The following is a 22,117-nucleotide window of genomic DNA, read 5'->3' on the forward strand; positions in this document are numbered from 1 at the left end:
TTCTCCAAATCGTTCATTTGGTATGATTTGGTGTTTTTACTAAATGGTTTGAATGATTCAATTTTATCTTATCACTATTTGTTTGTCTAATATTAGACCGGCGCGATGGAAGTGTTAAGGTCTGTACTTGCTGGTACCACTTCTTTTTCTTCTTGCTCAATGGCAAGATCAAGCACTTCGTCTAAATGCTCCACAGCGACAACTTCAATCCCTGTTATCTGCTGTAAAATGGCTTGTTCATTATCTTTTGGAATAATTACCATTTCAGCACCAGCTAGCTTTGCAGCCTCCACCTTGGCAACTACTCCGCCAATTGGTTTCACTTTTCCATGAATGCCAAGTTCACCAGTCATAGCAATGGTATTCTTTACTTTTTCTCCTTGAATGGCTGAATAGATGCCTGTTGCGATAGCTGTACCTGCAGATGGACCATCAACTGGTCCGCCACCAGGGAAATTCACGTGAATATCATAATCTTGTGTTGGTATTCCCATGCGTCTTAATACGGTTACGACATTTTCAACTGAGCCTTTTGCCATACTCTTTCTTCTAATCGAACGCATTTGATTACCTGTGCTTTCCTCTTCTGCAATACCTGTTATATTTACGGTCCCTTTCCCTGCATTTTCAAGGACATTCACTTCGATTTCTAATAAAGCTCCTAAATTCGGACCATAAACAGCAAGCCCATTAACAAGTCCAATTGCTGATTCACTATGGATCTTCCTTTCAGGTCTTGGGGCAATTTGGCTTGCATGAAGGACCCACTCGACATCTGCAACCGTAAGTTCCTGGCGATTTTCAGACGTGGCAATTCCAGCTGCAATTTGAACAATATTTACTGCCTCACGTCCATTTGTCGCATATTTTGCAATTCGTTCAATCGCTCCATCTTCTGCATTGAAATTAATTTTATCGGCTGCTTTTTCAGCAATCTGTATAATCTCTTTCGGTTTAAGTGCACGGAAATACACTTCTAAACAACGTGAGCGAATCGCAGGTGGCAGTTCGTCTGGGGTTCTGGTAGTCGCCCCCACCAGTCTGAAATCCGCAGGTAATCCCTTTTGAAAAATCTCGTGAATATGTCGTGGGATTTGTTGATTTTCTTCACTATAATATGCACTCTCAAGAAATACTTTTCGATCTTCTAACACCTTTAATAACTTATTTAATTGAATAGAGTGAAGTTCACCAATTTCATCAATAAATAGCATACCACCATGAGCTTTAGTAACTGCTCCATGTTTCGGTTGTGGAATCCCAGCTTGTCCCATTGCTCCTGCCCCTTGATAAATCGGGTCATGAACCGAACCAATAAGTGGATCGGCAATTCCTCTTTCATCAAACCGAGCCGTTGTGCCATCAAGCTCAACAAATACTGCATCCTGCTTAAATGGAGATCCCGCATTCTTCTTTGCTTCTTCTAATACCAGTCGTGCTGCTGCAGTCTTTCCGACACCTGGTGGTCCGTAAATAATGACATGTTGAGGATTCGGTCCACACAATGCAGCACGCAATGAGCGAATGCCTTCTTCTTGTCCAACAATATCTTCAAACGAAATCGGGCGAACCTTCTCTGATAAAGGCTCACTTAGTGAGACAGAACGCATTTTTCTTAGCTCTTCCATCTCTTTGCGTGATTCACGGTCAATTGAGACCTTCTGATTACGTTGACTTTTTAATAAATTCCAAAAGTAGACACCAATGATGACCCCAAAAAATAGTTGGACCACCAAAGCAATTCCTGTCCAGTTCATGATGAAACCTCCCAGAAGTAGTCGTTTTTGTTTCCCTTAGTATGACCGGGAAAAACAACACTAATCAAAGAAAGTTTTGAGAATGATTGGAGAAATTCAACATCGGAAATCTTTAAGCGGTTATTTGCTGAATTTACTAGTTGCCGCTTGAAATTATTCCCTTTTTCTATATTTATCTGTTCGAAAAAGGACACTCCATAAAAAAGCGAACCCGTACATTCACGGATCCGCTTTTTTCATTATGCGCTCTCTTTTGGTTCTGTTTTTGGTAAGGTAATTTCCTCACCTTCAGCTGTTAGTAATGTTGGTAAGTCGTTCTCTGTTACACACTTCTCATGAATAATACACTTAACGATATCCTCACGTGACGGAAGGTCAAACATTACATCGAGCATAAGTGTTTCAATGATAGAGCGTAATCCACGAGCACCCGTTTTACGTTCTATTGCTTTATTAGCAATTTCACGTAATGCTTGTTCTGTAAACTCAAGCTCTACATCATCTAGCTCTAACAATTTTTTATATTGTTTTACTAAAGCATTTTTCGGTTGCGTTAAGATCTCTACCAACGCATCTACATCTAGTGGTTCTAAACTAGAGATCACTGGTAGACGACCGATGAATTCCGGAATTAAACCGAAACGTAGCAAATCTTCAGGCAATACTTTCCCTAAATATTCGCCTGGCTTAAGATCCTCTTGCTTCACATCAGATCCAAAGCCGATGACCTTCTTACCAAGACGACGCTTAATAATTTGCTCAATTCCATCAAAAGCACCACCACAGATAAATAGAACATTAGTCGTATCAATTTGGATAAATTCTTGGTGTGGATGCTTGCGTCCGCCTTGTGGAGGAACACTTGCACTTGTTCCTTCAAGAATTTTTAGTAGCGCTTGCTGAACACCCTCACCTGAAACATCACGTGTAATGGATGGATTTTCAGACTTACGTGCAACCTTATCAATCTCATCAATATAGATGATTCCTTTTTCTGCTTTCTCCACATCATAATCTGCAGCTTGAATCAATTTCAGAAGAATGTTTTCTACATCTTCCCCAACATATCCAGCTTCTGTTAATGATGTTGCATCTGCAATCGCAAAAGGTACATTTAAAATACGAGCCAACGTTTGAGCTAGCAACGTTTTTCCACTACCTGTAGGTCCGATCATACAAATATTACTCTTTGATAATTCAACATCATCAGAACGCGAAAGCGAGTTAACACGCTTATAATGGTTATATACTGCAACCGAAAGCGATTTCTTCGCACGATCCTGTCCAATGACGTAATCATTTAATATTTGTCTAATTTCATTTGGTTTGGGAATCTCTTGAAATTCCACTTCTTCTTCCGTTCCTAATTCCTCTTCCACAATTTCTGTACAAAGTTCAATACATTCATCGCATATATACACGCCTGGTCCGGCAACTAACTTTCGAACTTGGTCTTGTGTTTTTCCGCAAAAAGAACACTTAAGTTGTCCTTTTTCTTCATTAAACTTAAACATTCAATCATCACCCCTTAGAAAATATTGTACCATCCTCAAGTAACTCTAGCCTAAAATGGCTTTTTTATGAATGGACACGACAATACAATAACTACGAACGGATAGTACAAAGACTATAATCGTATGTGTGGTCATTGTAACATATAAATAACAAGAATCCCTAAAGATAACCCCTATGGCCTATGTCATGCTTTAAAAAACTACTTTTATACTTGCCAATAGGCTCTCGCTTTACACCTCCATGCCGCTTTAAATTAACAGAATTTCTATGTACTTTTGACTAGACATAGAAGACGAGCAATCAAGTATGATTACTTCATTTTATGTATGGATTGATTATACATTCAAGATTAAGTAAGAAAAATCCTTTTTCTTGTAGAAAATTCATTACACTTCTATTTTTGTTCGTGCCCATCCCTATACTAAGCTTGTTCAATTCCTTCAAACTCCATACATACCGCCTACACTAGCTAGCCGGCAAGGAAAAAAACAAGGCACGGAAAATCGCACCTTGTTTTAAAGATTAATCTACATTCGTAATCAAATACTTACGCTTTTTTGCTGTTTTCGACAAGAAATTCAACAGCTTTTTGGATTTTTAGATCGCCTTTGATTCCTTCAAGTCCACCTTGAGCTGCAAAAATATTTTTAATTTCTTCAACAGAACGTTGGTACATTTCTGCCATTTTCTCAATTTCTTTATCCACATCTTCATCTGTAGCTTCAAGATTTTCAGCCGCTGCGATCGCTTCAAGTGTAAGATTTACACGAACACGCTTCTCTGCGTCTGTTTTAAACTGCTCACGCATTGCATCTTCATCTTGACCTGAGAATTGGAAGTACATTTCAAGGTTCATGCCTTGAGCTTGAAGACGTTGCTCAAATTCTTGAAGCATACGATCTACTTCAGTTGTAACCATTGCTTCAGGAATATCAATTGTTGCATTATCCGCAGCTTTTTGTACTAATGTATCACGAACTGCATGCTCAGCTTGATGATCTTTATCTTTTTGTAGCTTGTCTTTTAATTGAGTCTTAAGCTCATCTAACGTTTCTACTTCTTCGTTTGCATCTTTTGCAAACTCATCATCAAGTGCTGGTAATTCCTTGCGCTTAATGTCATGAATTTTCACTTTAAATGTTGCTGGTTTACCAGCTAGGTTTTCTGCATGATACTCTTCAGGGAATGATACTTCTACGTCTTTTTCTTCGCCAGATTTTAAACCAACAAGTTGCTCTTCAAAACCTGGGATGAATTGACCAGAACCTACTTCTAAAGAATAGTTTTCAGCTTGTCCACCTTCAAATGCTTCGCCATCTACGAAACCTTCGAAATCAAATACTGCTGTATCACCGTTTTCGATTGCTCCATCTTCCACAACAACTAACTCAGCTTGACGCTCTTGAAGTTGTTTAAGTTCTGCATCAACATCTTCATCTGTTACTGTCGTGTCTTGTTCTTCAACTTCAAGACCTTTGTACTCGCCAAGTTCTACTTCTGGTTTCACAGTTACTTTTGCTGTAAATACGAGAGTAGCTCCTTTTTCCATTGTTTCAATATCAATTTCAGGACGATCCACTGGCTCAATTCCAGCTTCTGCAACTGCACCTGCATATGCTTCAGGTAGTAAAATATCAAGAGCATCTTGGTAAAGTGATTCCACACCATATTGCTTCTCAAATAATGAACGAGGTACTTTCCCTTTACGGAAACCAGGTACATTCACCTTTTTTACAACCTTCTTAAATGCTTGATCAAGTGCTGCGTCAACTTTTTCAGCTGCTACATCAACTGTTAGGACGCCTTCATTTCCTTCTAATTTTTCCCATTTTGTAGTCATTTACTTTCCCTCCAACTTATACACATCTCGTTTTTTCAAACGATAGATTTCTTCTATTATCATTGACAACCACTCTAGTATAACACAACGTCAGTTCAATTCAAATAGTTGATCCAAGCCCAGTCTACGTTTCATCGTTTTGATTAAGGTAACCTGTATCAATTTGATAGACAGACGATTCTATTTCTTTTACTTCTTGAACTTTCTCCATAAATAATGCATGTTTAAATTGATAGCGCTCTAATAGAATTTCAAGATCTTCATCTAGTCCAATTCGCTCCGCACCACAATAGTGGAAGACATCCCCCCATAATTTAACCTCTTCAGGTTCTGGTAAGAAGGGATAGAGTGACCATAGATGTGTCCAGCTTAGTTGCTTTGTGATTTCATATAAAAGTGGGTCTGTATGTTCAAGCTCTCCACTTATATAGGTAAGCAGCCTCTCATGAAAGTCTTGTTGAAGATCACTATTTAAATCTTTTGGTACGATCTGCTTTTCTCGACCCTGTTTCTTAATATGTATCATTTTATCGTACTCTTTGTCCTCTAAAGCTTTTATTGCCATGCTTTGCAAAACATAATCACGATCTTTTTTATGTAAAAATTCTACGATTGCGCTTGTCGCATCTTTATGATCTAATTCTCTTAAATGCTGAAGCGCTTTAGATTGAAGTTCCAATGAATCAGAATGAAGCATTTCTACTAGCTCTAGCGGAAGTGGTTCATCTTTTGTTTCAATTTGATTCAACCACTCTTGGTCCCCTACCATTTGTCTACTAAAATGGAGCAATTGGTAAAAAGACTCGGCAAATTGAGAAGGAAATTGGTTTTCAGACAAAACAGCATCTAATATGTCCACTACTTCTTGGTATTTGCCTAATTGGACTAGGAGAGAGATATGTACTTGTAAATTTTCGAAATAATCTCCTATGCCCTCTTTAAGTAAACTATCGGTATGCTCTACAGCCTCTTCTAAGCGCCCTAACTCGACTAAACTTAACATTTTGCCAAATAGGACTTGTGGGTGTTCGGGCTCATGTTCTTCTGCGGATAAAAAAAAGTCATAGGCTGCTTGTCCATCTTTATCTTTTAACGCGTCCATCCCTTTTTCAATTAACCGCTTTACGAGTCCAGGGTAAAGTATTACTTTCTTATTTTTTTTTATGTATTCGTTTATCCACTAGATAACCGCCTCACTCTATATCATGAGTTTACGTGAGTTTAAAATGAATCAGAAACAGTTGTCAATAATAGTATCCTTTTTAAACTAATGAATTGTCGTTCACGCTATTTCCTAATTTTATCAGTTCCATCCTTTCATTACAATGAATCGCATGAAGAAATACGCACAGCGGCCATTTTCTATAGAGGCCGCGCGTGGTCTAAAAGATCACTCATCATTCAAGTATGTATTTTGACCTCTTTAAAAAAAGGGCAACCCTTTCCGCCTTTGGCGTTAGAATTACCCTTGACCTTATGCTTTTTGTTCAAATGCTTTGATTTGATCTTCGTATTTGAGTGTTAACCCAATTTCATCCCATCCATTAAGCAGCATCTCTCTCCAATATGGATCAATCTCAAAAGTAGATTCAAATCCGTCTCCACTAATCGTTTGTTTCTCTAAACTAATGCTCAGCTCAAAAGACTCACTTACCCCTTTTTGCAGGAGTTGTTGAACCTTTTTCTCGTCTAGTCTAATCGGTAGCATGCCGTTTTTCACACAGTTATTATAGAAGATATCGGCAAAACTAGGGGCAATGATGACCTTAAATCCATAATCATGAAGTGCCCATGGCGCATGCTCGCGCGAGGAGCCACATCCAAAATTATGTGCGGCAACCAATATAGTCGCACCTTGATTATGCTCTTGATTTAACTCGAATGAAGGATCTGGGCTACCATCGGCTAAAAAGCGCCAGTCATAAAACAAAAATTGACCAAACCCCGTTCTTTCAACACGCTTTAAAAATTGCTTTGGTATAATTTGATCTGTATCTACGTTAACTCTATCCATTGCTGCCACGGTGCCTTGATGTTTTACAATCGGTTCCATAGTTGTCCCTCCCTTACTGCGTTACTTGTTGTTTTTTCCATTCACGTACATCAACGAAATGTCCAGCTATTGCTGCAGCTGCTGCCATTTCAGGACTAACTAAGTGCGTACGTGCTCCTTTTCCTTGACGCCCTTCAAAATTTCGGTTAGACGTTGAAGCACAACGCTCCCCTTCTGGAACAACATCTGGGTTCATACTTAAGCACATGCTACAGCCGGAGCTACGCCACTGGAAACCTGCTTCGGTAAAAATTTGATCTAATCCTTCCTCTTCAGCTCGCTGCTTTACTTTTTGCGATCCTGGAACAACAAGGGCTCGGACATGTCCTGCTACTTTTTTCCCTTTAACAACACTTGCTGCAGCTCTCAGGTCACTTAAACGTGAGTTCGTACAGGATCCAATAAATACATGTTGGATTTCAATTTCTGAAATGGGTGTACCTGGAGTTAGTTCCATGTATGTTAGTGCTTGTTGTATCGCACGTCGATCCGTTTCTGTCTTCCCATCGGATGGAGAAGGGACCATTTTTGATACACCAACCCCTTGCGAAGGATTTGTTCCCCATGTGACCATTGGTTCAATTTCAGAAGCATCTATCGTTACGACACGATCATACGTAGCATTTTCATCTGTCGCTAATTGCTTCCATTGTTCTACTAACTCATCAAAAGCGATGCCAGTTGGAATGTACTGTCGACCTTGTAAATAGTCAAATGTCACCTGATCTGGACTGATCAAACCAGCTTTTGCCCCTGCTTCAATGGACATATTACAAATTGTCATTCGTTCTTCCATCGTCATTCCACGAATGGCATCACCTGTAAATTCAATGACAGATCCAGTACCAACGTCCACTCCAAATTTAGCAATAATCGCTAGAATTACATCTTTTGCTGATAACTCTGAGGATAATTTTCCCGTTACGCGAACCTCTAGTGTTTTCGGACGTGATTGCCATAATGTTTGAGTCGCTAGAACATGTTCTACTTCACTCGTTCCAATTCCAAAAGCTAGTGCTCCAAATGCACCATGTGTTGACGTATGACTATCTCCACAAACAATGGTTTTTCCAGGCTGCGTTAGTCCAAGTTCTGGCCCAATGACATGAACAATTCCATTTTCAGGATGATCTAAATCAGCTAGATCAACCCCGAATTCCTTGCAGTTAGCCTCAAGTGTTTCCATTTGAGTTCTTGCAATTTGGTCGGTTATATCATAGCGATTTACCGTCGGGACATTATGATCCATGGTTGCAAAGGTTAAATCAGGTCGTCGAACTTTTCGATTAGCTAATCTTAACCCTTCAAATGCTTGAGGGGATGTCACTTCATGAACCATGTGCAAATCGATATAGAGGAGACTTGGCTTACCTTCTTCTTGTATTACTTCATGCGCTTCCCAAATTTTCTCAATAATCGTTTTAGGTGCCATATTCGCTCCTCCTTTTACTATTTTAATAGACTAATAAGAGATGACACCGGAAGCTTTCCCTCTACTCACTAGATTGACTAGTAAACTAAAGATACCGGCTTTTGCTTCCTTTAGTCATCCCTTTATGAATTTATTTTTTATGAGATGACGGCTTTTTTGGTTAAAGCATCAATTACTTGATTTGTCATTTCTTCCGTTGATAAAGCTTTGCTAGCATCATTTGTTAGATCCGCTGTTCGGTGGCCTGCTTCAAGCACATCATTAATTGCTTCAGCCAATGCATCCGCCTCATCAGTCATTTCAAATGCGTACGTGAGCATCATAACAACTGAAGATAATGTTGCTAATGGATTGGCAACCCCTTTTCCTGCTATATCAGGAGCAGAACCATGAATAGGCTCAAAAAGACCTGGACCATCTTGACTTAAACTAGCAGATGGCAGCATTCCTAGTGATCCTGTAATCATCGATGCCTCGTCACTTAAAATATCACCAAACATATTTTCTGTAACGATGACATCAAATTGCCTTGGATTACGAACCAATTGCATTGCCGCATTATCAACGAGCATATGACTATACTCAATATCAGGATAATCCTGTGCCACTTCGTCAACGACTTCTCTCCACAAGCGACTTGATTCTAGTACATTTGCTTTATCCACTGACGTTAGAGTGCCACCGCGAATCTTAGCAAACTCAAAGCCTTTGCGCACAATGCGCTCGATTTCTTTTCTTGAATAGACAAGGGTATCAACAGCTAGTTGCTCTTTTCCTTCACCACGGCGTTCACGCGGCTCACCAAAGTACAAACCACCCGTCAACTCTCTAACAATCACAAGATCCACACCTTGAATGATGTCATCTTTCAGTGGTGAAGCATCAGCGAGAGCATCATAAATGGTAACGGGACGCAGATTGGCAAAAAGATCAAGCTCTTTCCTAAGACCTAGTAATCCTTTTTCCGGACGCTGATCCCCAGGAAGCGTATCCCATTTAGGTCCCCCCACTGCACCAAGTAACACCGCATCACTTTGTTTACAAACTGATAACGTCTCAGCCGGAAGAGGTGTCCCAGATTTATCTATCGCTACTCCCCCAAGATCAGCAAATGTAAATTCAAACTGATGTTGATACATTTTGCCAATTTCAGAAAGAACCTTTGTAGCAGCTTCACAAACTTCTGGCCCGATTCCATCCCCTGGGAGAATCGCAATGTGTTTCTTCATGAATAGCCCTCCCTTATACGTTTAATGGATTCGTACGTTGCTGTTCATTAAATTGTTTTCGATTAATAGTTCGGTTAACCGCGTTAATATAAGCTTTCGCTGAAGCTTCTAGTACATCATGCGCAGTACCGCGGCCAGATGACTCCAATCCGTCGTACTTCACCGTAACATACACTTCTGCTAACGAGTCGCGGCCAGCTGTTGTTGATTGAATACGATAGTCCATAAGCAGAACCTCTTCATCTATCACACGCTCTAATGTATTGTAAATCGCTTCAACACTACCTGAACCCGTCGCTGCTTCTTGAACGGTTTCACCCGTTGGCAATTTCATCGTAATCGTAGCCGTTGGAATATTGGTTGTTCCATAGTTTACTTGTAACGTTTCTAATTCGTAATGAGCAACCGCTGCTCCTACTGTTGCTTCCGTCATCAGTGCAAATAGATCTTCTTCAGTGATATCTTTCTTTTTATCAGCTAAGTCTTTAAAGGCAACAAATGTTTTTTGTAGCTGTTCATCTGTACCATTAAAGCCAAGCTCCATAAGCTTTTCTTTAAAGGCATGGCGTCCTGAATGCTTACCTAGCACCATTCGATTTGAAGAGACTCCAACAAGCTCAGGAGTGATAATTTCGTACGTTTCTTTATTTTTCAACACACCATCTTGATGAATTCCGGATTCATGCGCAAATGCATTAGCCCCTACTACAGCTTTGTTGTTTGGGACAACCATACCAGTTAACTTACTTACTAGAGAGCTCGTGCGTTTGATCTCTTTTAAAGTAAGCCCTGTGTCTGCTTTATAATGATCTTGGCGTATATTTAACGCAACGGCGATTTCTTCAAGTGATGCATTCCCTGCTCTCTCTCCGATTCCATTAACCGTACACTCTACTTGACCAGCACCATTTTGAATCGCAGCTAAAGAGTTAGCTACCGCCATTCCAAGGTCATCATGATTGTGTGTTGAAAGAATAGCACGATCGATGTTAGGTACATTTTCTGTCACATAACGAAACATTTGACCAATCTCATATGGAGTCGTGTAACCAACTGTATCAGGTAAATTAATCACCGTTGCTCCTGCATCAATTACTTCGCGAATAATTCTAGCAAGAAACGGAAGCTCCGTTCGGCTCGCATCTTCAGCAGACCATTGAACTTCTGGAAAGGTCTTCTTTGCCTTTTTCACTGCCGCGACTGCATTCTCAATCACTTGCTCTGGTGTCATCTTTAATTTATATTCCATGTGAATCGGTGAAGTTGCAATGAACACATGAATTCTTGGTTCGGCACTTTCTTTGAGTGCTTCCCAAGTTGTCTCAATGTCACGCTCTAGTGAACGGGAAAGACCTGTAATTGAACTGCTCTTAATCGTTTGAGCAATAGCTTTTACGGAGGCAAAATCTCCTTGTGAGGAGGCTGGAAAACCAGCCTCAATAATATCGACTCCCAAACGTTCAAGCTGCTTTGCAATTTCAAGTTTCTCTTGAAAGTTTAAGTTAACTCCTGCTGATTGTTCTCCGTCCCTTAGCGTGGTATCGAAGACATTAATTTTTCGCACTACCAACCACTCCTTTAGATTTTACAAACGGCATCATTTCACGAAGTTCACGTCCAACCACTTCAATTGGGTGTTGGCTCTCTGCTCTTGTGATCGCTGTGAATTCCGGACGATTTGCTTGGTTTTCAAGAATCCAACCTTTTGCAAATTTACCAGTTTGAATATCTGATAGAATGCTCTTCATTGCTTTCTTCGTTTCATCTGTCACAACTTGAGGTCCTGCTACATAATCGCCCCATTGAGCTGTATCAGAGATAGAGTAACGCATTCCTTCAAGTCCACCTTCATACATAAGGTCAACGATTAATTTCAATTCATGTAAACACTCAAAGTAAGCAACTTCTGGTTGGTATCCTGCTTCTACTAATGTTTCAAACCCAGCTTTTACAAGGGCTGCTGTTCCTCCACAAAGTACTGCTTGCTCCCCGAATAGATCTGTTTCTGTTTCTTCTTGGAATGTTGTTTCAAGAACACCTGCACGTGCTGAACCAATTTGTTTTGCATAAGCTAATGCGATGTCTTTTGCTTGACCTGTTGCATCTTGGAATACAGCAATTAATCCTGGAACCCCTGCTCCATCAACGAATGTACGACGTACAAGATGCCCTGGTCCTTTTGGTGCTGCTAAAAATACGTCAACATCTGCTGGTGGAACGATTTGATTGAAATGAACGTTAAAACCATGTGCGAATGCTAATGCATTTCCTGCATGTAATTCTGGCTCAATTTCGTTTTTGTAAACCGTTGGTTGATGCTCATCTGGTAGTAAGATCATGATAAGATCCGCTTGCGCTGCAGCTTCTCTTACAGGGTATACTTCAAAACCATCACTTACCGCTTGGTCCCATGATTTTCCTGGACGAAGTCCGATGATTACATTTACTCCATTTTCACGAGCATTTTGTGCATGCGCATGACCTTGTGAACCATATCCTACGATTGCTACTTTTTTCCCACTTAATACTGCTTCGTTAACGTCTCCATTGTAATAAACCTTTGCCATAATAAATCTCTCCTCTTGTTTTAATAGTTTTTTTATATGTTGAATTTATGAATTCACTAATTTAATTGATGAGTGTTAATCGATATGGATCATGTGTTGGCTTTTTCGTACTGCGATTAAATGCTGTAATACCCGTACGAGCAATTTCTTTGATTCCATAAGGGCGAAGCAAATCAATAAATGCTTCTACCTTCGTGTGATCACCTGTAATTTGAATCGTCATTGATTCTCGACCAACATCGATGATCGTTGCTCTAAATGGGTTGACAAGTGCAGCTACTTCTCCACGTTGCTGTGGTGTAGCGACAATTTTTACTAGAGCTAATTCACGAGCAACAATCGACTCATCGGTTATATCTTTTACTTTTAGTACGTCAACTTGTTTGTTTAATTGCTTAATAACTTGCTCAACATTTTCCATGCTGTCAGCTGCAACGACAAATGTCATTCTTGAAATGGATGGGTTTTCTGTTACACCCACTGTAATACTCTCGATATTGTAATGCCTTCGAGCAAACAGACCAGTGATCCTGTTCAGCACACCTGAAGTGTTATTTACAAGTGCTGTGATCGTACGTTTCATTGTGGCTTAACCCCCTCCATTTGATGTTGCCCTTTCCCTGGCGCGATCATTGGATAGACATTTTCTTCTTTTGCTACACGTACATCCACAAGCACCGGTCCGGGATGAGCCATCATTTCTTCTAAAGCTCCCTTCAGATCAGAAAGGTGATCAACCCGCATTCCTTTAATGTCATATGCTTCTGCAAGTTTGACGAAATTTGGTTGGATCGGGAACAATGAGTTAGAATAGCGCTCTCCATGAAATAGCTGCTGCCATTGCCTTACCATCCCTAGAGATGCATTGTTTACAATAACAATTTTTACTGGCATATTTAACTCTTGTAAAATCGACATTTCCTGCGCTGTCATCTGGAAACCCGCATCACCTATCACTGCAATAACAGGTGTTTTCGGCTCTGCAAATTGTGCTCCAATTGCTGCCGGGAAACCAAATCCCATTGTTCCTAGACCACCCGAGGTTACCCAGCGATTCGGCTTATTGAACCGATAAAATTGCGCTGACCACATTTGATGTTGACCAACATCTGTTGTAACAATTGCTTCTCCATTTGTTACTTCATGAATCAACTCAATTAAATGTTGAGGTTTAATGACTTCCCCATCTTCTTTGTACCAAAGTGGATAATCCGTTTTTCTTTGTTGCTGAATCTCAAGCCATTCTTTCGTATCACCAGGTGTGCCTTCTTCATCCAGCAGCATTTGCAATGCTTGCTTCGCGTCTCCAACTACAGGAATTTCCGTTTTGATGTTTTTTCCAATTTCTGCTGGATCAATATCAATGTGAACGACACGAGCATTTGGTGCAAAGTAAGCAAGATTCCCTGTTAATCGATCATCAAATCTCGCCCCGATGCTAATAAGTAAATCAGATTCATAGATTGCCATATTAGCGGTATAGGTTCCGTGCATCCCAGCCATGCCAAGACATAATGAGTGGTCTCCAGGGAAACTCCCTAGACCAAGCAGCGTATTTACTACAGGGATTTTTGTTTTTTCGACATATTCAAATAATTCACTCGACGCCCTCCCGTGTAGAACTCCCGCTCCAGCTAAAATAACAGGCTTCTTTGCTTCCGTTACGGCATCAACTACTTTACGAATTTGCAGACGATTTGGAACAACCGTTGGCTGATATCCAGGAATATTCACTTCCTTGCTATAATCGAACATCCCAGTTGCTAGTGAGACATCTTTTGGTAAATCAATTAATACAGGACCAGGACGGCCTGTTGTCGCAATATGGAAAGCTTCTTTAATGATTCTCGGAAATTCTTCTACCGATCGAACTTGGTAGTTATGCTTTGTAATTGGCATCGTAATCCCGATCATATCCGCTTCCTGAAAAGCATCTGTCCCGATAACTGTTGTTGCTACTTGACCAGTAATAACGACAAGCGGCAAAGAATCAATCATCGCATCGGCTATTCCTGTCACTACGTTTGTTGCTCCAGGTCCAGAGGTGACAATACAGACACCTGGTTTGCCCGATACTCTTGCATATCCTTCAGCAGCATGAATGGCTCCTTGTTCATGCCTCGCTAGAACGTGATGAATACCTGTTTTATATATTTCATCATACGTAGGTAAGATCGCTCCCCCTGGATAACCAAAGATGACATCAACATCCTCTTTTGCCAAAGCTTCCATTAACATACTTGAACCAGAAAGTTGTTTCGGTTCTTCACTTGTTTGTTGTTCTTTCTTTTTCACGTTCGTACTCATGTTTCATGCCTCCTTACAAAGATTCTCTCGAAAACAACCCCAACATCTTAACAATACAAAGTGAACAACGAAAAAATGTAAAATAAAAAAATCTTTCCACCCCATATAAGCTATTAACTCATAGCTAGAAGGGGCGAAAAGATTTTCTTTCCACGGTACCACCCTTATTCATTAAACAGATTCTCATCTATTTAATCTTAATTGTTTTAATAACGAGTGCTGTGTACACCCGACCAATCTTAATAGAATAAGTCGTTCAGATTGGTACTCTGAGGCGAGCTTCGTCAATAGCAACAACACCGCATCTCAGCACCACGGCTCTCTGTTGAAGTTGCAACATTGAGTACTTTTCCTCTTCTTCGTTTTGAATTATTAGATTTTCATAACTCCACCAGTATTGGCTGAAGTAACTAATTTTGCATATCTAGCAAGATAACCCTTTTTCACTTTTGGCTCAGGCTCAACCCAACCTTCTTTGCGCTTCGCATGTTCTTCGTCTGATACTAACCATTCAATCGTTCGACTCGGTAGATCAATTCGAATGCGATCTCCATTTTCAACGAAAGCGATTGGCCCGCCATCTGCTGCTTCTGGAGAAATATGACCGATGGAGATACCTCTTGATGCTCCCGAGAAACGTCCGTCGGTAATTAAGGCAACTTTTGTACCGAGACCTCTACCAGCAATTGCTGACGTTGGTGCTAGCATCTCAGGCATTCCAGGTCCGCCTTTTGGTCCTTCGTATCGAATGACAACGACATGACCTTCACGAACAAGCCCTTCATCAATTCCTTTTTGAGCCTCTTCTTGAGAGTTGAAAACAATCGCTTCACCATCAAAAACTTTAATCGACGGATCGACTGCCCCTACTTTAATAACCGCTCCATCTGGTGCAATGTTTCCGTATAATACCGAAAGACCACCAACTGGGCTATATGGATTGTTTTTACGACGAATAACATCATCATTCGTAATTTCTGCATCTTTTACATTATCATATAAGCTTTTACCAGTAATCGTAATTCGATCTGGGTGAATGGCTCCCTCGATGTTACAAAGCTCTTTAATGATTGCACTTACTCCTCCTGCATGATGTACATCATCCATGGAATAATCTGATGCAGGGCTAATTTTTGATAAATAAGGAACTCGTTCAGCCACTTTATTAATTCGATTCAGATCGTAATCAATTTCTGCTTCGTTCGCTATTGCTAACGTATGAAGAACGGTATTTGTAGAGCCTCCCATTGCCATATCAAGTGCAAATGCATCGTCAATCGTTTCTTCTGTAACAATATCTCGAGGTCTAATATCTTTTTCAATTAAGTTCATTAAATGTTTAGCCGCATCCTTAATCAATTGGTGGCGGTCATTAGACGTAGCAACAATTGTTCCATTTCCAGGTAAGGCAAGCCCAAGCATTTCCATTAATGAGTTCATTGAGTTAGCTGTAAACATTCCGGAACAGGACCCACATGTTGGACATGCTGTTTGTTCGATTTCAAGTAACTCTTCTCTTGTCATATTACCTGACGCAAATGCGCCTACACCTTCAAAAACAGATACTAATGATAAGTTCTGCCCATCTTTTGTTTTACCAGCTTCCATTGGACCACCTGATACAAATACGGATGGGACATTTGTTCTTACAGATGCCATTAACATCCCTGGAGTGATCTTGTCACAGTTTGGAATATAAAAAACTCCATCAAACCAGTGAGCATTAATGACCGTCTCTGCTGCGTCACAAATAATTTCGCGACTTGGGAGCGAATATCTCATGCCGATGTGCCCCATAGCAATTCCATCATCTACCCCGATTGTATTAAATTCAAATGGAATGCCTCCTGCTTCACGAATTGCTTGTTTTGCTACTTCTGCAAATTTGTTTAAGTGCATATGTCCTGGAATGATGTCGATGTATGAGTTACATACGCCAATGAATGGTTTATCCATCTCATCTTCTTTTACCCCAGCTGCTCGAAGTAAACTTCGATGAGGCGCACGATCAATCCCCTTTTTAATCATATTACTTCTCATTACTACCCGCTCCCTATTTCAATCAATGTATCTATCGCTCAGCTCTCCTATGCTTAACTTATCTCAAGGTTTCGGAATAAACCTTTTCTCCCTCTATTACCACTCTTTCTCTAAATGCTTCTAATAATTTCTTTGTTTCTTCTCCTGGCTTTCCTTCACCAATAACTCGACCATCTACTTTAACAACTGCGATCACTTCTGCTGCTGTCCCTGTCAAAAACACTTCATCAGCGACATACACATCATGTCTAGTAAATGGTTCCTCTTTAACTGTATACCCTAGGTCTTTCGCAAACTCTATAATGGCATTTCTCGTTATCCCTTCAAGAGCTCCTACGTAACCTGGAGGTGTTATCAACTCTGTTCCTTTAACAATGAAAACATTATCAGCTGAACCTTCAGCTACATAACCTTGATCGTTAAGCATTAGGGCTTCACTTACACCAGCCAAACTTGCTTCTATTTTGACAAGAATATTATTCAAATAGTTCAGAGATTTCACTTTAGGACTTAAGACATCTGGGCGATTTCGGCGAGTTGCCACTGTAACAATTTCTAATCCAGATTCATATAATTCCTTTGGGAAGAGGGCTAACTCTTCAGCGATTATAATCACTTGAGGTGCCGCACATGATGCAGGATCAAGTCCTAAGTTTCCTACTCCCCTTGAAATAACAAGTCGAATGTATGCATTACTTAATTGATTCTTCTGTAATGTTTTAACGACTAATTGTTTCATTTCTTCTTTCGAATGCGGAATGGAAAGCATAATTGACTTTGCAGAGTTGTATAGTCTGTCAAGATGCTCTTGCAGCCTAAAAACATTCCCCTCATATACACGAATGCCCTCAAAGACACCATCGCCATATAAAAAACCGTGATCATATACTGAAATCTTTGCTTCGTGTTTTCGAACGAAGTCTCCGTTTAGATAAATCCATTGCTCACTCATGACGTATACTCTCCTCGTGTATCATGTACATTTGCATAAATTTAGCCTACAAACATTACATAATTTTATCTCTCTAGAGCGGACATTTGTTTTTTTATATAGTGTTGTTTGAGATTTATCATACGCTCATTCCTCACTATGGTCAACCATTTTTTTAAAATAATTTGACTATTTTGATTAGTAGTCTAAATTGAATACGCTTACACTATTGCCATTACTAGAATTTGAAAATAAGATTTCCATTCTTGCCTAATATGGGGCATATTCCTCATTCTTACGGACATCCTATATGTGGGTGATAAAAAATGTTAAAAAAATACAAAAAGTACATTAGAATTTCAAAAAAATTTCCGTTCATTCGAATTCAAAAGCGTAAACGTGCCTCCTTGGTGTTAGTAGAAGAGTTAGGGAAAATCTGTAATACAGAAGCGGAAAAACTACTGTATCACCAATTGCTGGCAAACATGTATTACCCTACACCACATTTTTGGATTGAGAACATCCACGCAAACTTGGCACTAGTACCTTACAAGCTAGCATTGATTGAAATGCGACCTGGATTAAACGAAAAAAGGATCGTTCGTCAATTAAAAAAACGTGGATGGCGAGTACTTTTTTATGACACAGAACAATTGCTACAAAACGAGTCGCAATATGTGAATCAAGTGTTGCAACAAGCACCGTCCAACACAAAAAACGTCTCCACCTCATCATAGGTGGAGACGTTTGAATTATGTAAGTTAAATGGCGTCCCAGGAGAGATTCGAACTCCCGACCGACGGCTTAGAAGGCCGTTGCTCTATCCTGCTGAGCTACTGGGACAAAAGCGGGTGATGAGAATCGAACTCACGACATCAGCTTGGAAGGCTGAGGTTTTACCACTAAACTACACCCGCACAATGTGGTAATATGAAATTTATTATGTAGACGTAACGCCTAACATGTCTTTTCCTCTTCTAGTATTTCACAGATGCAAATGCGTCAAGACAACTCGAAGATTACTCGGCAGATGTTTCGCTCGTGGCTGAGGTTTTACCACTAAACTACACCCGCACAGTGTGTTAATATGTTTGCATATTATTGTTGTCGTCCTTATTACCTTGCGGCGACATATATTAATATAACTCAATCAAAAAAAAATGTCAACAATTCCTCAGAAAAAAAGTTTAAAATTTTTCTCTCTCCACAAAAACGCTATTTCTGCAGAGAGAGTCATGTTATTCCTTTAGTTTACCTCAAAATGATAAACCATGTCTGTAACAATTTTTCCGTCATAATCATAATACGTTACGGTAGCTTTCGTCTTATGATACTCACAGATGCAGTACGTTTTTTCTTCTCGATTTCTCGGAAGTCGGATACTCCCCGGATTTATGTAAATGACTCCATTTTCTACAAAAGCTCCTGCTACATGAGAATGTCCAAAACAAGCAATTTGAGCCGCTTTTTCTTCGGCACGATAACTTAGAGGAACATGTGTCATTTTCACATTATAAAGGTGGCCATGAGTCACATAAATTCCCACACCTTGAACTTTTTCAAAGAGATCATCTGGGAAATCAGAGCCAAAATCACAGTTGCCCTTTACAACATTTACGCCTTTTAGTGCAGAATGCCCCTCTTCAAGTTCAGAATCTCCACAGTGGATGAGAATATCTACTTCTTCTCTATGTCGATGAATCACTTTCTCAAGCTCGCTTTCCAAGCCATGACTATCACTTATAATAAAAGCTTTCATACTTCCCTCCTACAAGCCCCATTCCCTTTGATGAGCTAGTAATTCCTTTAATGCATTCGCTCGATGACTTCGCTTATTTTTCTCTTCAGCCGTTAACTGTGCCATCGTTCTATCTAGCTCTGGAATATAAAATATGGGATCATACCCAAACCCGTTCGCCCCACGAGCTTCTGTAGCGATCATTCCTTCGCATGTCCCCTTATACAATTTCGTTTCTTGGTTCGGACTAGCAACAGCGATCAAACAGATAAATCGGGCCGTTCGATCTTCACTTGGAACGTCCTTTAGTTCCATTAGTACTTTCTCCATATTATTCTTATCATTTTTGCTCTCTCCTGCATAGCGAGCTGAATACACACCGGGTCTTCCATCAAGTGCATCAACTTGTAATCCTGAGTCATCAGCTATCACCATTTGATTGATATGCAAGGCTAATGTTTCTGCTTTCTTTGCTGCATTCTCCGCAAATGTCTCTCCATCTTCGACAATATCTGGAATGGTAGGATAGTCTAACAATGAACGGATTTCGAATCCATGAAATAACTGCTTGAACTCAGCTATTTTCCCTTTGTTCTGTGTTGCAATAACAATTTCCTTCATGTTTAGCTCCTTTATTTCATTCTCTCAGCTATGTTCCCAAGAGCCTCTTTTTGCTTTCCGATCAGAGCATCAATTCCAAGCTCTGCTAAATCAAGAATTTGGTTTAGTTGAGAACGAGAGAACGTTGCTTCTTCACCAGTACCTTGAAGCTCGACAAATTCATGTTTGCCAGTCATCACGACATTCATGTCCACTTCGGCTGAAGCATCTTCAACATAACACAAGTCAAGAAGTTCCCCTTTTTTCGAATCTACTCCAACGGATATGGCTGCTAAATAGTCTTTGATGGGCCATTCTTTTATTTTCCCTTTAGAGATAACTTTATCCATCGCAAGAGCTAATGCGACAAATGCTCCTGTGATTGAAGCTGTTCTCGTTCCCCCATCTGCTTGAATGACATCACAATCAATCCAGACCGTTCTCTCCCCAATCTTTTCTAAATCAATGACTGAACGCAACGAACGTCCGATCAATCGTTGAATCTCCATCGTCCTTCCCGACACTTTTCCTTTGGAAGACTCTCGGATATTTCTCGTTTCCGTCGCTCGTGGAAGCATGGCATATTCTGCTGCAATCCAACCTTTTCCTTGACCTCTCAAAAAAGGAGGCACTCGGTCTTCTACTGTTGCTGTACAAATGACACGAGTGTCACCCATTGAAATTAAGACCGAACCTTCAGGGTGCTTTACAAAATCAGTCTCAATAGAAACCTCTCTTATTTGATCCGATGCACGTCCATCCACTCTCATATTTGTTACCCCCTAATATTCATCACATTGTCTGTTCATTCTAAACTCTTATGTAAGGTTAAAAAGGAGGAAGCAATAAGCTCCTCCTTTCAATTATTTATCATTATAAAGAAATTTAGTAATAGAGTCCAATCAATCCATTAGTAACTTCCTGTATTCACAAGGCTTGGCCTTGAAACAGGCTCTGCAACCTCTCCAGACTCAGTTAACACTTCAGCATCACCATTTACTTGAACAGCAACTTTTTCAATTCCTGTCTGTTCTGTTAGAGTAAGAGCTAACATGTTTAATACTTCAGAAGAAACCGCTGTAGATTGATTTTGAGAAAGAAGCGACTCGTTGAAATTTAACGTAACTGTTCCATTCTCATATGACGGCTCTTCAAGTAAAGCTACCTCTTGGCGGAAATCTGTTAACAACTGTGATTCATTTGAAGGTCCTTTTAACAGTTCTTCAACAGCAGCGGTTAATGATTCCGTATTCGAAGCAACTCGTCTCGTAACGGGAACATAGTACGTGTTCTCGCCATTTTCTGCTAAGAAGTATAAAGTAACCCCCTTACTATTAACTACATCAGTAACAGAGCCCGTTTCTAGGTTTATCCCATTAGCCCGACTAACCCCTTCTCCAATTGGCGTTCCACCAACCGGCATCGTGTCTTGCTTGTAGCCATTAATATTAATCTGAACACTTTCGACATTTTCAAATTGAGTTAGTGTCCACGTGATTGCTTCAAGAATTTGTTTTTCTTGATTAGCATCATACTCTTTGAACTCATTTGAAAAATCAGCTACAGCAATTCCATCTTCTTTTAAATTCACACTAATTTTCGTTCCAGCTGGGAGTACGGCACGGAAACCATTTGGTAACAATTCAGTTACAGGACCTCCATCAACTAAATACTCTAACGATTGTTTTAAGACACTTTCTGTTTTTGGCAAGTCAAGCGTTTGCGGAACAACAAGTCCATTCGAATCGATTAAGTATAATTCACGTTGAACATAGTCTTCTGTTGCTTCTTCTCCTTCTCCTGTCCCTTCACCTTCATCTTTTCCTGCATCTTCATCCACAGCCTCTTCAGGATCTTCTTCTAAACCTAATGATTCATTTTCCTCTACATAATTTGTTGGTGGTGTATCCATTTCATTGGCCGCTTCATTCGATCCAAACGAACAAGCTGACATTGTTAACATTGTAAGTGCAAGAATGGGAACCCCTTTTCGTAAAACTTTGCGCATTGTTTTCCCTCCTAAGATAGTTTGTACTACATGTATACGAGCCTCAAAAAATAATAGACCACCTTTATCTATTTTTTGTCCTATTTTTTTCAACAAAAAA

Annotated in this window: 18 protein-coding genes, 2 tRNA genes and 1 other annotated feature; of the genes, 1 reads left to right on the forward strand and 19 read right to left on the reverse strand. The window is 40.0% G+C overall.

Annotated elements, in window-relative coordinates:
* Positions 1 to 92 precede the first annotated feature (92 nt).
* The 13 genes from lonB to ilvE all read right to left on the reverse strand — a co-directional run bounded on the left by lonB (position 93) and on the right by ilvE (position 17,692).
* The gene (gene lonB / locus LQ50_RS05765; RefSeq protein ID WP_034627005.1) at positions 93 to 1,757 is read right to left on the reverse strand and encodes an ATP-dependent protease LonB; all 1,665 of its coding nucleotides are present in this window, start codon (positions 1,755 to 1,757) and stop codon (positions 93 to 95) included.
* Between the two features lie 239 nt (positions 1,758 to 1,996).
* Positions 1,997 to 3,271 (reverse strand): ATP-dependent protease ATP-binding subunit ClpX, encoded by a 1,275-nt coding sequence (clpX, locus tag LQ50_RS05770; RefSeq protein WP_034627006.1) that lies wholly within the window; start codon positions 3,269 to 3,271, stop codon positions 1,997 to 1,999.
* Positions 3,272 to 3,819: 548 nt separating this feature from the next.
* Entirely contained in the window at positions 3,820 to 5,112 is a 1,293-nt protein-coding gene (tig, locus tag LQ50_RS05775; protein WP_034627008.1) for a trigger factor, read from the reverse strand.
* Between the two features lie 124 nt (positions 5,113 to 5,236).
* Positions 5,237 to 6,214: a tetratricopeptide repeat protein gene (locus tag LQ50_RS05780; RefSeq protein ID WP_052144606.1), complete on the reverse strand. Its 978-nt coding sequence runs from the start codon at positions 6,212 to 6,214 to the stop codon at positions 5,237 to 5,239.
* 372 nt (positions 6,215 to 6,586) lie between these two features.
* A complete protein-coding gene (leuD, locus tag LQ50_RS05785; RefSeq protein ID WP_034627012.1) occupies positions 6,587 to 7,165 on the reverse strand; it encodes a 3-isopropylmalate dehydratase small subunit in 579 nt (192 codons plus the stop codon).
* A 13-nt stretch (positions 7,166 to 7,178) separates the two neighbouring features.
* Complete coding sequence (leuC, locus tag LQ50_RS05790; protein WP_034627015.1) at positions 7,179 to 8,597, reverse strand: 3-isopropylmalate dehydratase large subunit; 1,419 nt, start codon at positions 8,595 to 8,597, stop codon at positions 7,179 to 7,181.
* 137 nt (positions 8,598 to 8,734) lie between these two features.
* The gene (leuB, locus tag LQ50_RS05795) at positions 8,735 to 9,826 is read right to left on the reverse strand and encodes a 3-isopropylmalate dehydrogenase (RefSeq protein ID WP_034627018.1); all 1,092 of its coding nucleotides are present in this window, start codon (positions 9,824 to 9,826) and stop codon (positions 8,735 to 8,737) included.
* Between the two features lie 13 nt (positions 9,827 to 9,839).
* Positions 9,840 to 11,390: a 2-isopropylmalate synthase gene (locus LQ50_RS05800; protein WP_034627020.1), complete on the reverse strand. Its 1,551-nt coding sequence runs from the start codon at positions 11,388 to 11,390 to the stop codon at positions 9,840 to 9,842.
* Entirely contained in the window at positions 11,377 to 12,393 is a 1,017-nt protein-coding gene (ilvC, locus tag LQ50_RS05805; RefSeq protein ID WP_034627022.1) for a ketol-acid reductoisomerase, read from the reverse strand. Before ilvC ends, LQ50_RS05800 begins: the two co-directional genes overlap by 14 nt.
* 61 nt (positions 12,394 to 12,454) lie before the next feature.
* Positions 12,455 to 12,976 carry an acetolactate synthase small subunit gene (ilvN, locus tag LQ50_RS05810; protein ID WP_034627024.1) on the reverse strand — a complete coding sequence of 174 codons (522 nt, stop codon included), beginning with the start codon at positions 12,974 to 12,976 and terminating at the stop codon, positions 12,455 to 12,457.
* Positions 12,973 to 14,700, reverse strand: coding sequence for an acetolactate synthase large subunit (ilvB, locus tag LQ50_RS05815; protein WP_034627026.1), 1,728 nt, complete (start codon positions 14,698 to 14,700; stop codon positions 12,973 to 12,975). The genes ilvN and ilvB overlap by 4 nt, the downstream gene beginning before the upstream one ends.
* A gap of 126 nt (positions 14,701 to 14,826) precedes the next feature.
* Positions 14,827 to 15,069: a binding site (T-box leader), on the reverse strand.
* Between the two features lie 3 nt (positions 15,070 to 15,072).
* Positions 15,073 to 16,740 (reverse strand): dihydroxy-acid dehydratase, encoded by a 1,668-nt coding sequence (gene ilvD / locus LQ50_RS05820; protein ID WP_034627029.1) that lies wholly within the window; start codon positions 16,738 to 16,740, stop codon positions 15,073 to 15,075.
* 58 nt (positions 16,741 to 16,798) lie between these two features.
* Positions 16,799 to 17,692, reverse strand: a complete 894-nt coding sequence (ilvE, locus tag LQ50_RS05825) for a branched-chain-amino-acid transaminase (protein WP_034627031.1) — start codon at positions 17,690 to 17,692, stop codon at positions 16,799 to 16,801.
* A 305-nt stretch (positions 17,693 to 17,997) separates the two neighbouring features.
* On the opposite strand from ilvE, the gene LQ50_RS05830 reads away from it, so the two are divergent.
* Entirely contained in the window at positions 17,998 to 18,408 is a 411-nt protein-coding gene (locus LQ50_RS05830) for a hypothetical protein (protein WP_034627033.1), read from the forward strand.
* A 29-nt stretch (positions 18,409 to 18,437) separates the two neighbouring features.
* On the opposite strand, the gene LQ50_RS05835 is transcribed toward LQ50_RS05830, so the two are convergent.
* The 6 genes from LQ50_RS05835 to LQ50_RS05860 all read right to left on the reverse strand — a co-directional run bounded on the left by LQ50_RS05835 (position 18,438) and on the right by LQ50_RS05860 (position 22,017).
* Positions 18,438 to 18,514, reverse strand: a tRNA-Arg gene (locus LQ50_RS05835).
* A gap of 3 nt (positions 18,515 to 18,517) precedes the next feature.
* Positions 18,518 to 18,588: transfer RNA gene (locus LQ50_RS05840), tRNA-Gly, on the reverse strand.
* A 329-nt stretch (positions 18,589 to 18,917) separates the two neighbouring features.
* Positions 18,918 to 19,430 (reverse strand): metallophosphoesterase family protein, encoded by a 513-nt coding sequence (locus LQ50_RS05845; protein WP_034627036.1) that lies wholly within the window; start codon positions 19,428 to 19,430, stop codon positions 18,918 to 18,920.
* Between the two features lie 9 nt (positions 19,431 to 19,439).
* Complete coding sequence (locus LQ50_RS05850; protein WP_034627038.1) at positions 19,440 to 20,030, reverse strand: XTP/dITP diphosphatase; 591 nt, start codon at positions 20,028 to 20,030, stop codon at positions 19,440 to 19,442.
* 11 nt (positions 20,031 to 20,041) lie between these two features.
* A complete protein-coding gene (gene rph / locus LQ50_RS05855; RefSeq protein WP_034627040.1) occupies positions 20,042 to 20,779 on the reverse strand; it encodes a ribonuclease PH in 738 nt (245 codons plus the stop codon).
* 140 nt (positions 20,780 to 20,919) lie between these two features.
* On the reverse strand, positions 20,920 to 22,017 hold the full coding sequence (locus tag LQ50_RS05860) for a GerMN domain-containing protein (protein WP_034627042.1): 1,098 nt from the start codon (positions 22,015 to 22,017) through the stop codon (positions 20,920 to 20,922).
* Positions 22,018 to 22,117: the final 100 nt, after the last annotated feature.

Source organism: Halalkalibacter okhensis (genome assembly GCF_000787375.1).
Taxonomy (GTDB): Bacteria; Bacillota; Bacilli; order Bacillales; family Bacillaceae_D; genus Halalkalibacter; species Halalkalibacter okhensis.

Coding starts and splice junctions, on each gene's coding strand:
- lonB (WP_034627005.1), bottom strand. CDS start 1,757: ATGAACTGGACAGGAATTGCTTTGGTGGTCCAACTATTTTTTGGGGTC.
- clpX (WP_034627006.1), bottom strand. CDS start 3,271: ATGTTTAAGTTTAATGAAGAAAAAGGACAACTTAAGTGTTCTTTTTGC.
- tig (WP_034627008.1), bottom strand. CDS start 5,112: ATGACTACAAAATGGGAAAAATTAGAAGGAAATGAAGGCGTCCTAACA.
- LQ50_RS05780 (WP_052144606.1), bottom strand. CDS start 6,214: ATGGACGCGTTAAAAGATAAAGATGGACAAGCAGCCTATGACTTTTTT.
- leuD (WP_034627012.1), bottom strand. CDS start 7,165: ATGGAACCGATTGTAAAACATCAAGGCACCGTGGCAGCAATGGATAGA.
- leuC (WP_034627015.1), bottom strand. CDS start 8,597: ATGGCACCTAAAACGATTATTGAGAAAATTTGGGAAGCGCATGAAGTA.
- leuB (WP_034627018.1), bottom strand. CDS start 9,826: ATGAAGAAACACATTGCGATTCTCCCAGGGGATGGAATCGGGCCAGAA.
- ilvC (WP_034627022.1), bottom strand. CDS start 12,393: ATGGCAAAGGTTTATTACAATGGAGACGTTAACGAAGCAGTATTAAGT.
- ilvN (WP_034627024.1), bottom strand. CDS start 12,976: ATGAAACGTACGATCACAGCACTTGTAAATAACACTTCAGGTGTGCTG.
- ilvB (WP_034627026.1), bottom strand. CDS start 14,700: ATGAGTACGAACGTGAAAAAGAAAGAACAACAAACAAGTGAAGAACCG.
- ilvD (WP_034627029.1), bottom strand. CDS start 16,740: ATGAGAAGTAATATGATTAAAAAGGGGATTGATCGTGCGCCTCATCGA.
- ilvE (WP_034627031.1), bottom strand. CDS start 17,692: ATGAGTGAGCAATGGATTTATCTAAACGGAGACTTCGTTCGAAAACAC.
- LQ50_RS05830 (WP_034627033.1), top strand. CDS start 17,998: ATGTTAAAAAAATACAAAAAGTACATTAGAATTTCAAAAAAATTTCCG.
- LQ50_RS05845 (WP_034627036.1), bottom strand. CDS start 19,430: ATGAAAGCTTTTATTATAAGTGATAGTCATGGCTTGGAAAGCGAGCTT.
- LQ50_RS05850 (WP_034627038.1), bottom strand. CDS start 20,030: ATGAAGGAAATTGTTATTGCAACACAGAACAAAGGGAAAATAGCTGAG.
- rph (WP_034627040.1), bottom strand. CDS start 20,779: ATGAGAGTGGATGGACGTGCATCGGATCAAATAAGAGAGGTTTCTATT.
- LQ50_RS05860 (WP_034627042.1), bottom strand. CDS start 22,017: ATGCGCAAAGTTTTACGAAAAGGGGTTCCCATTCTTGCACTTACAATG.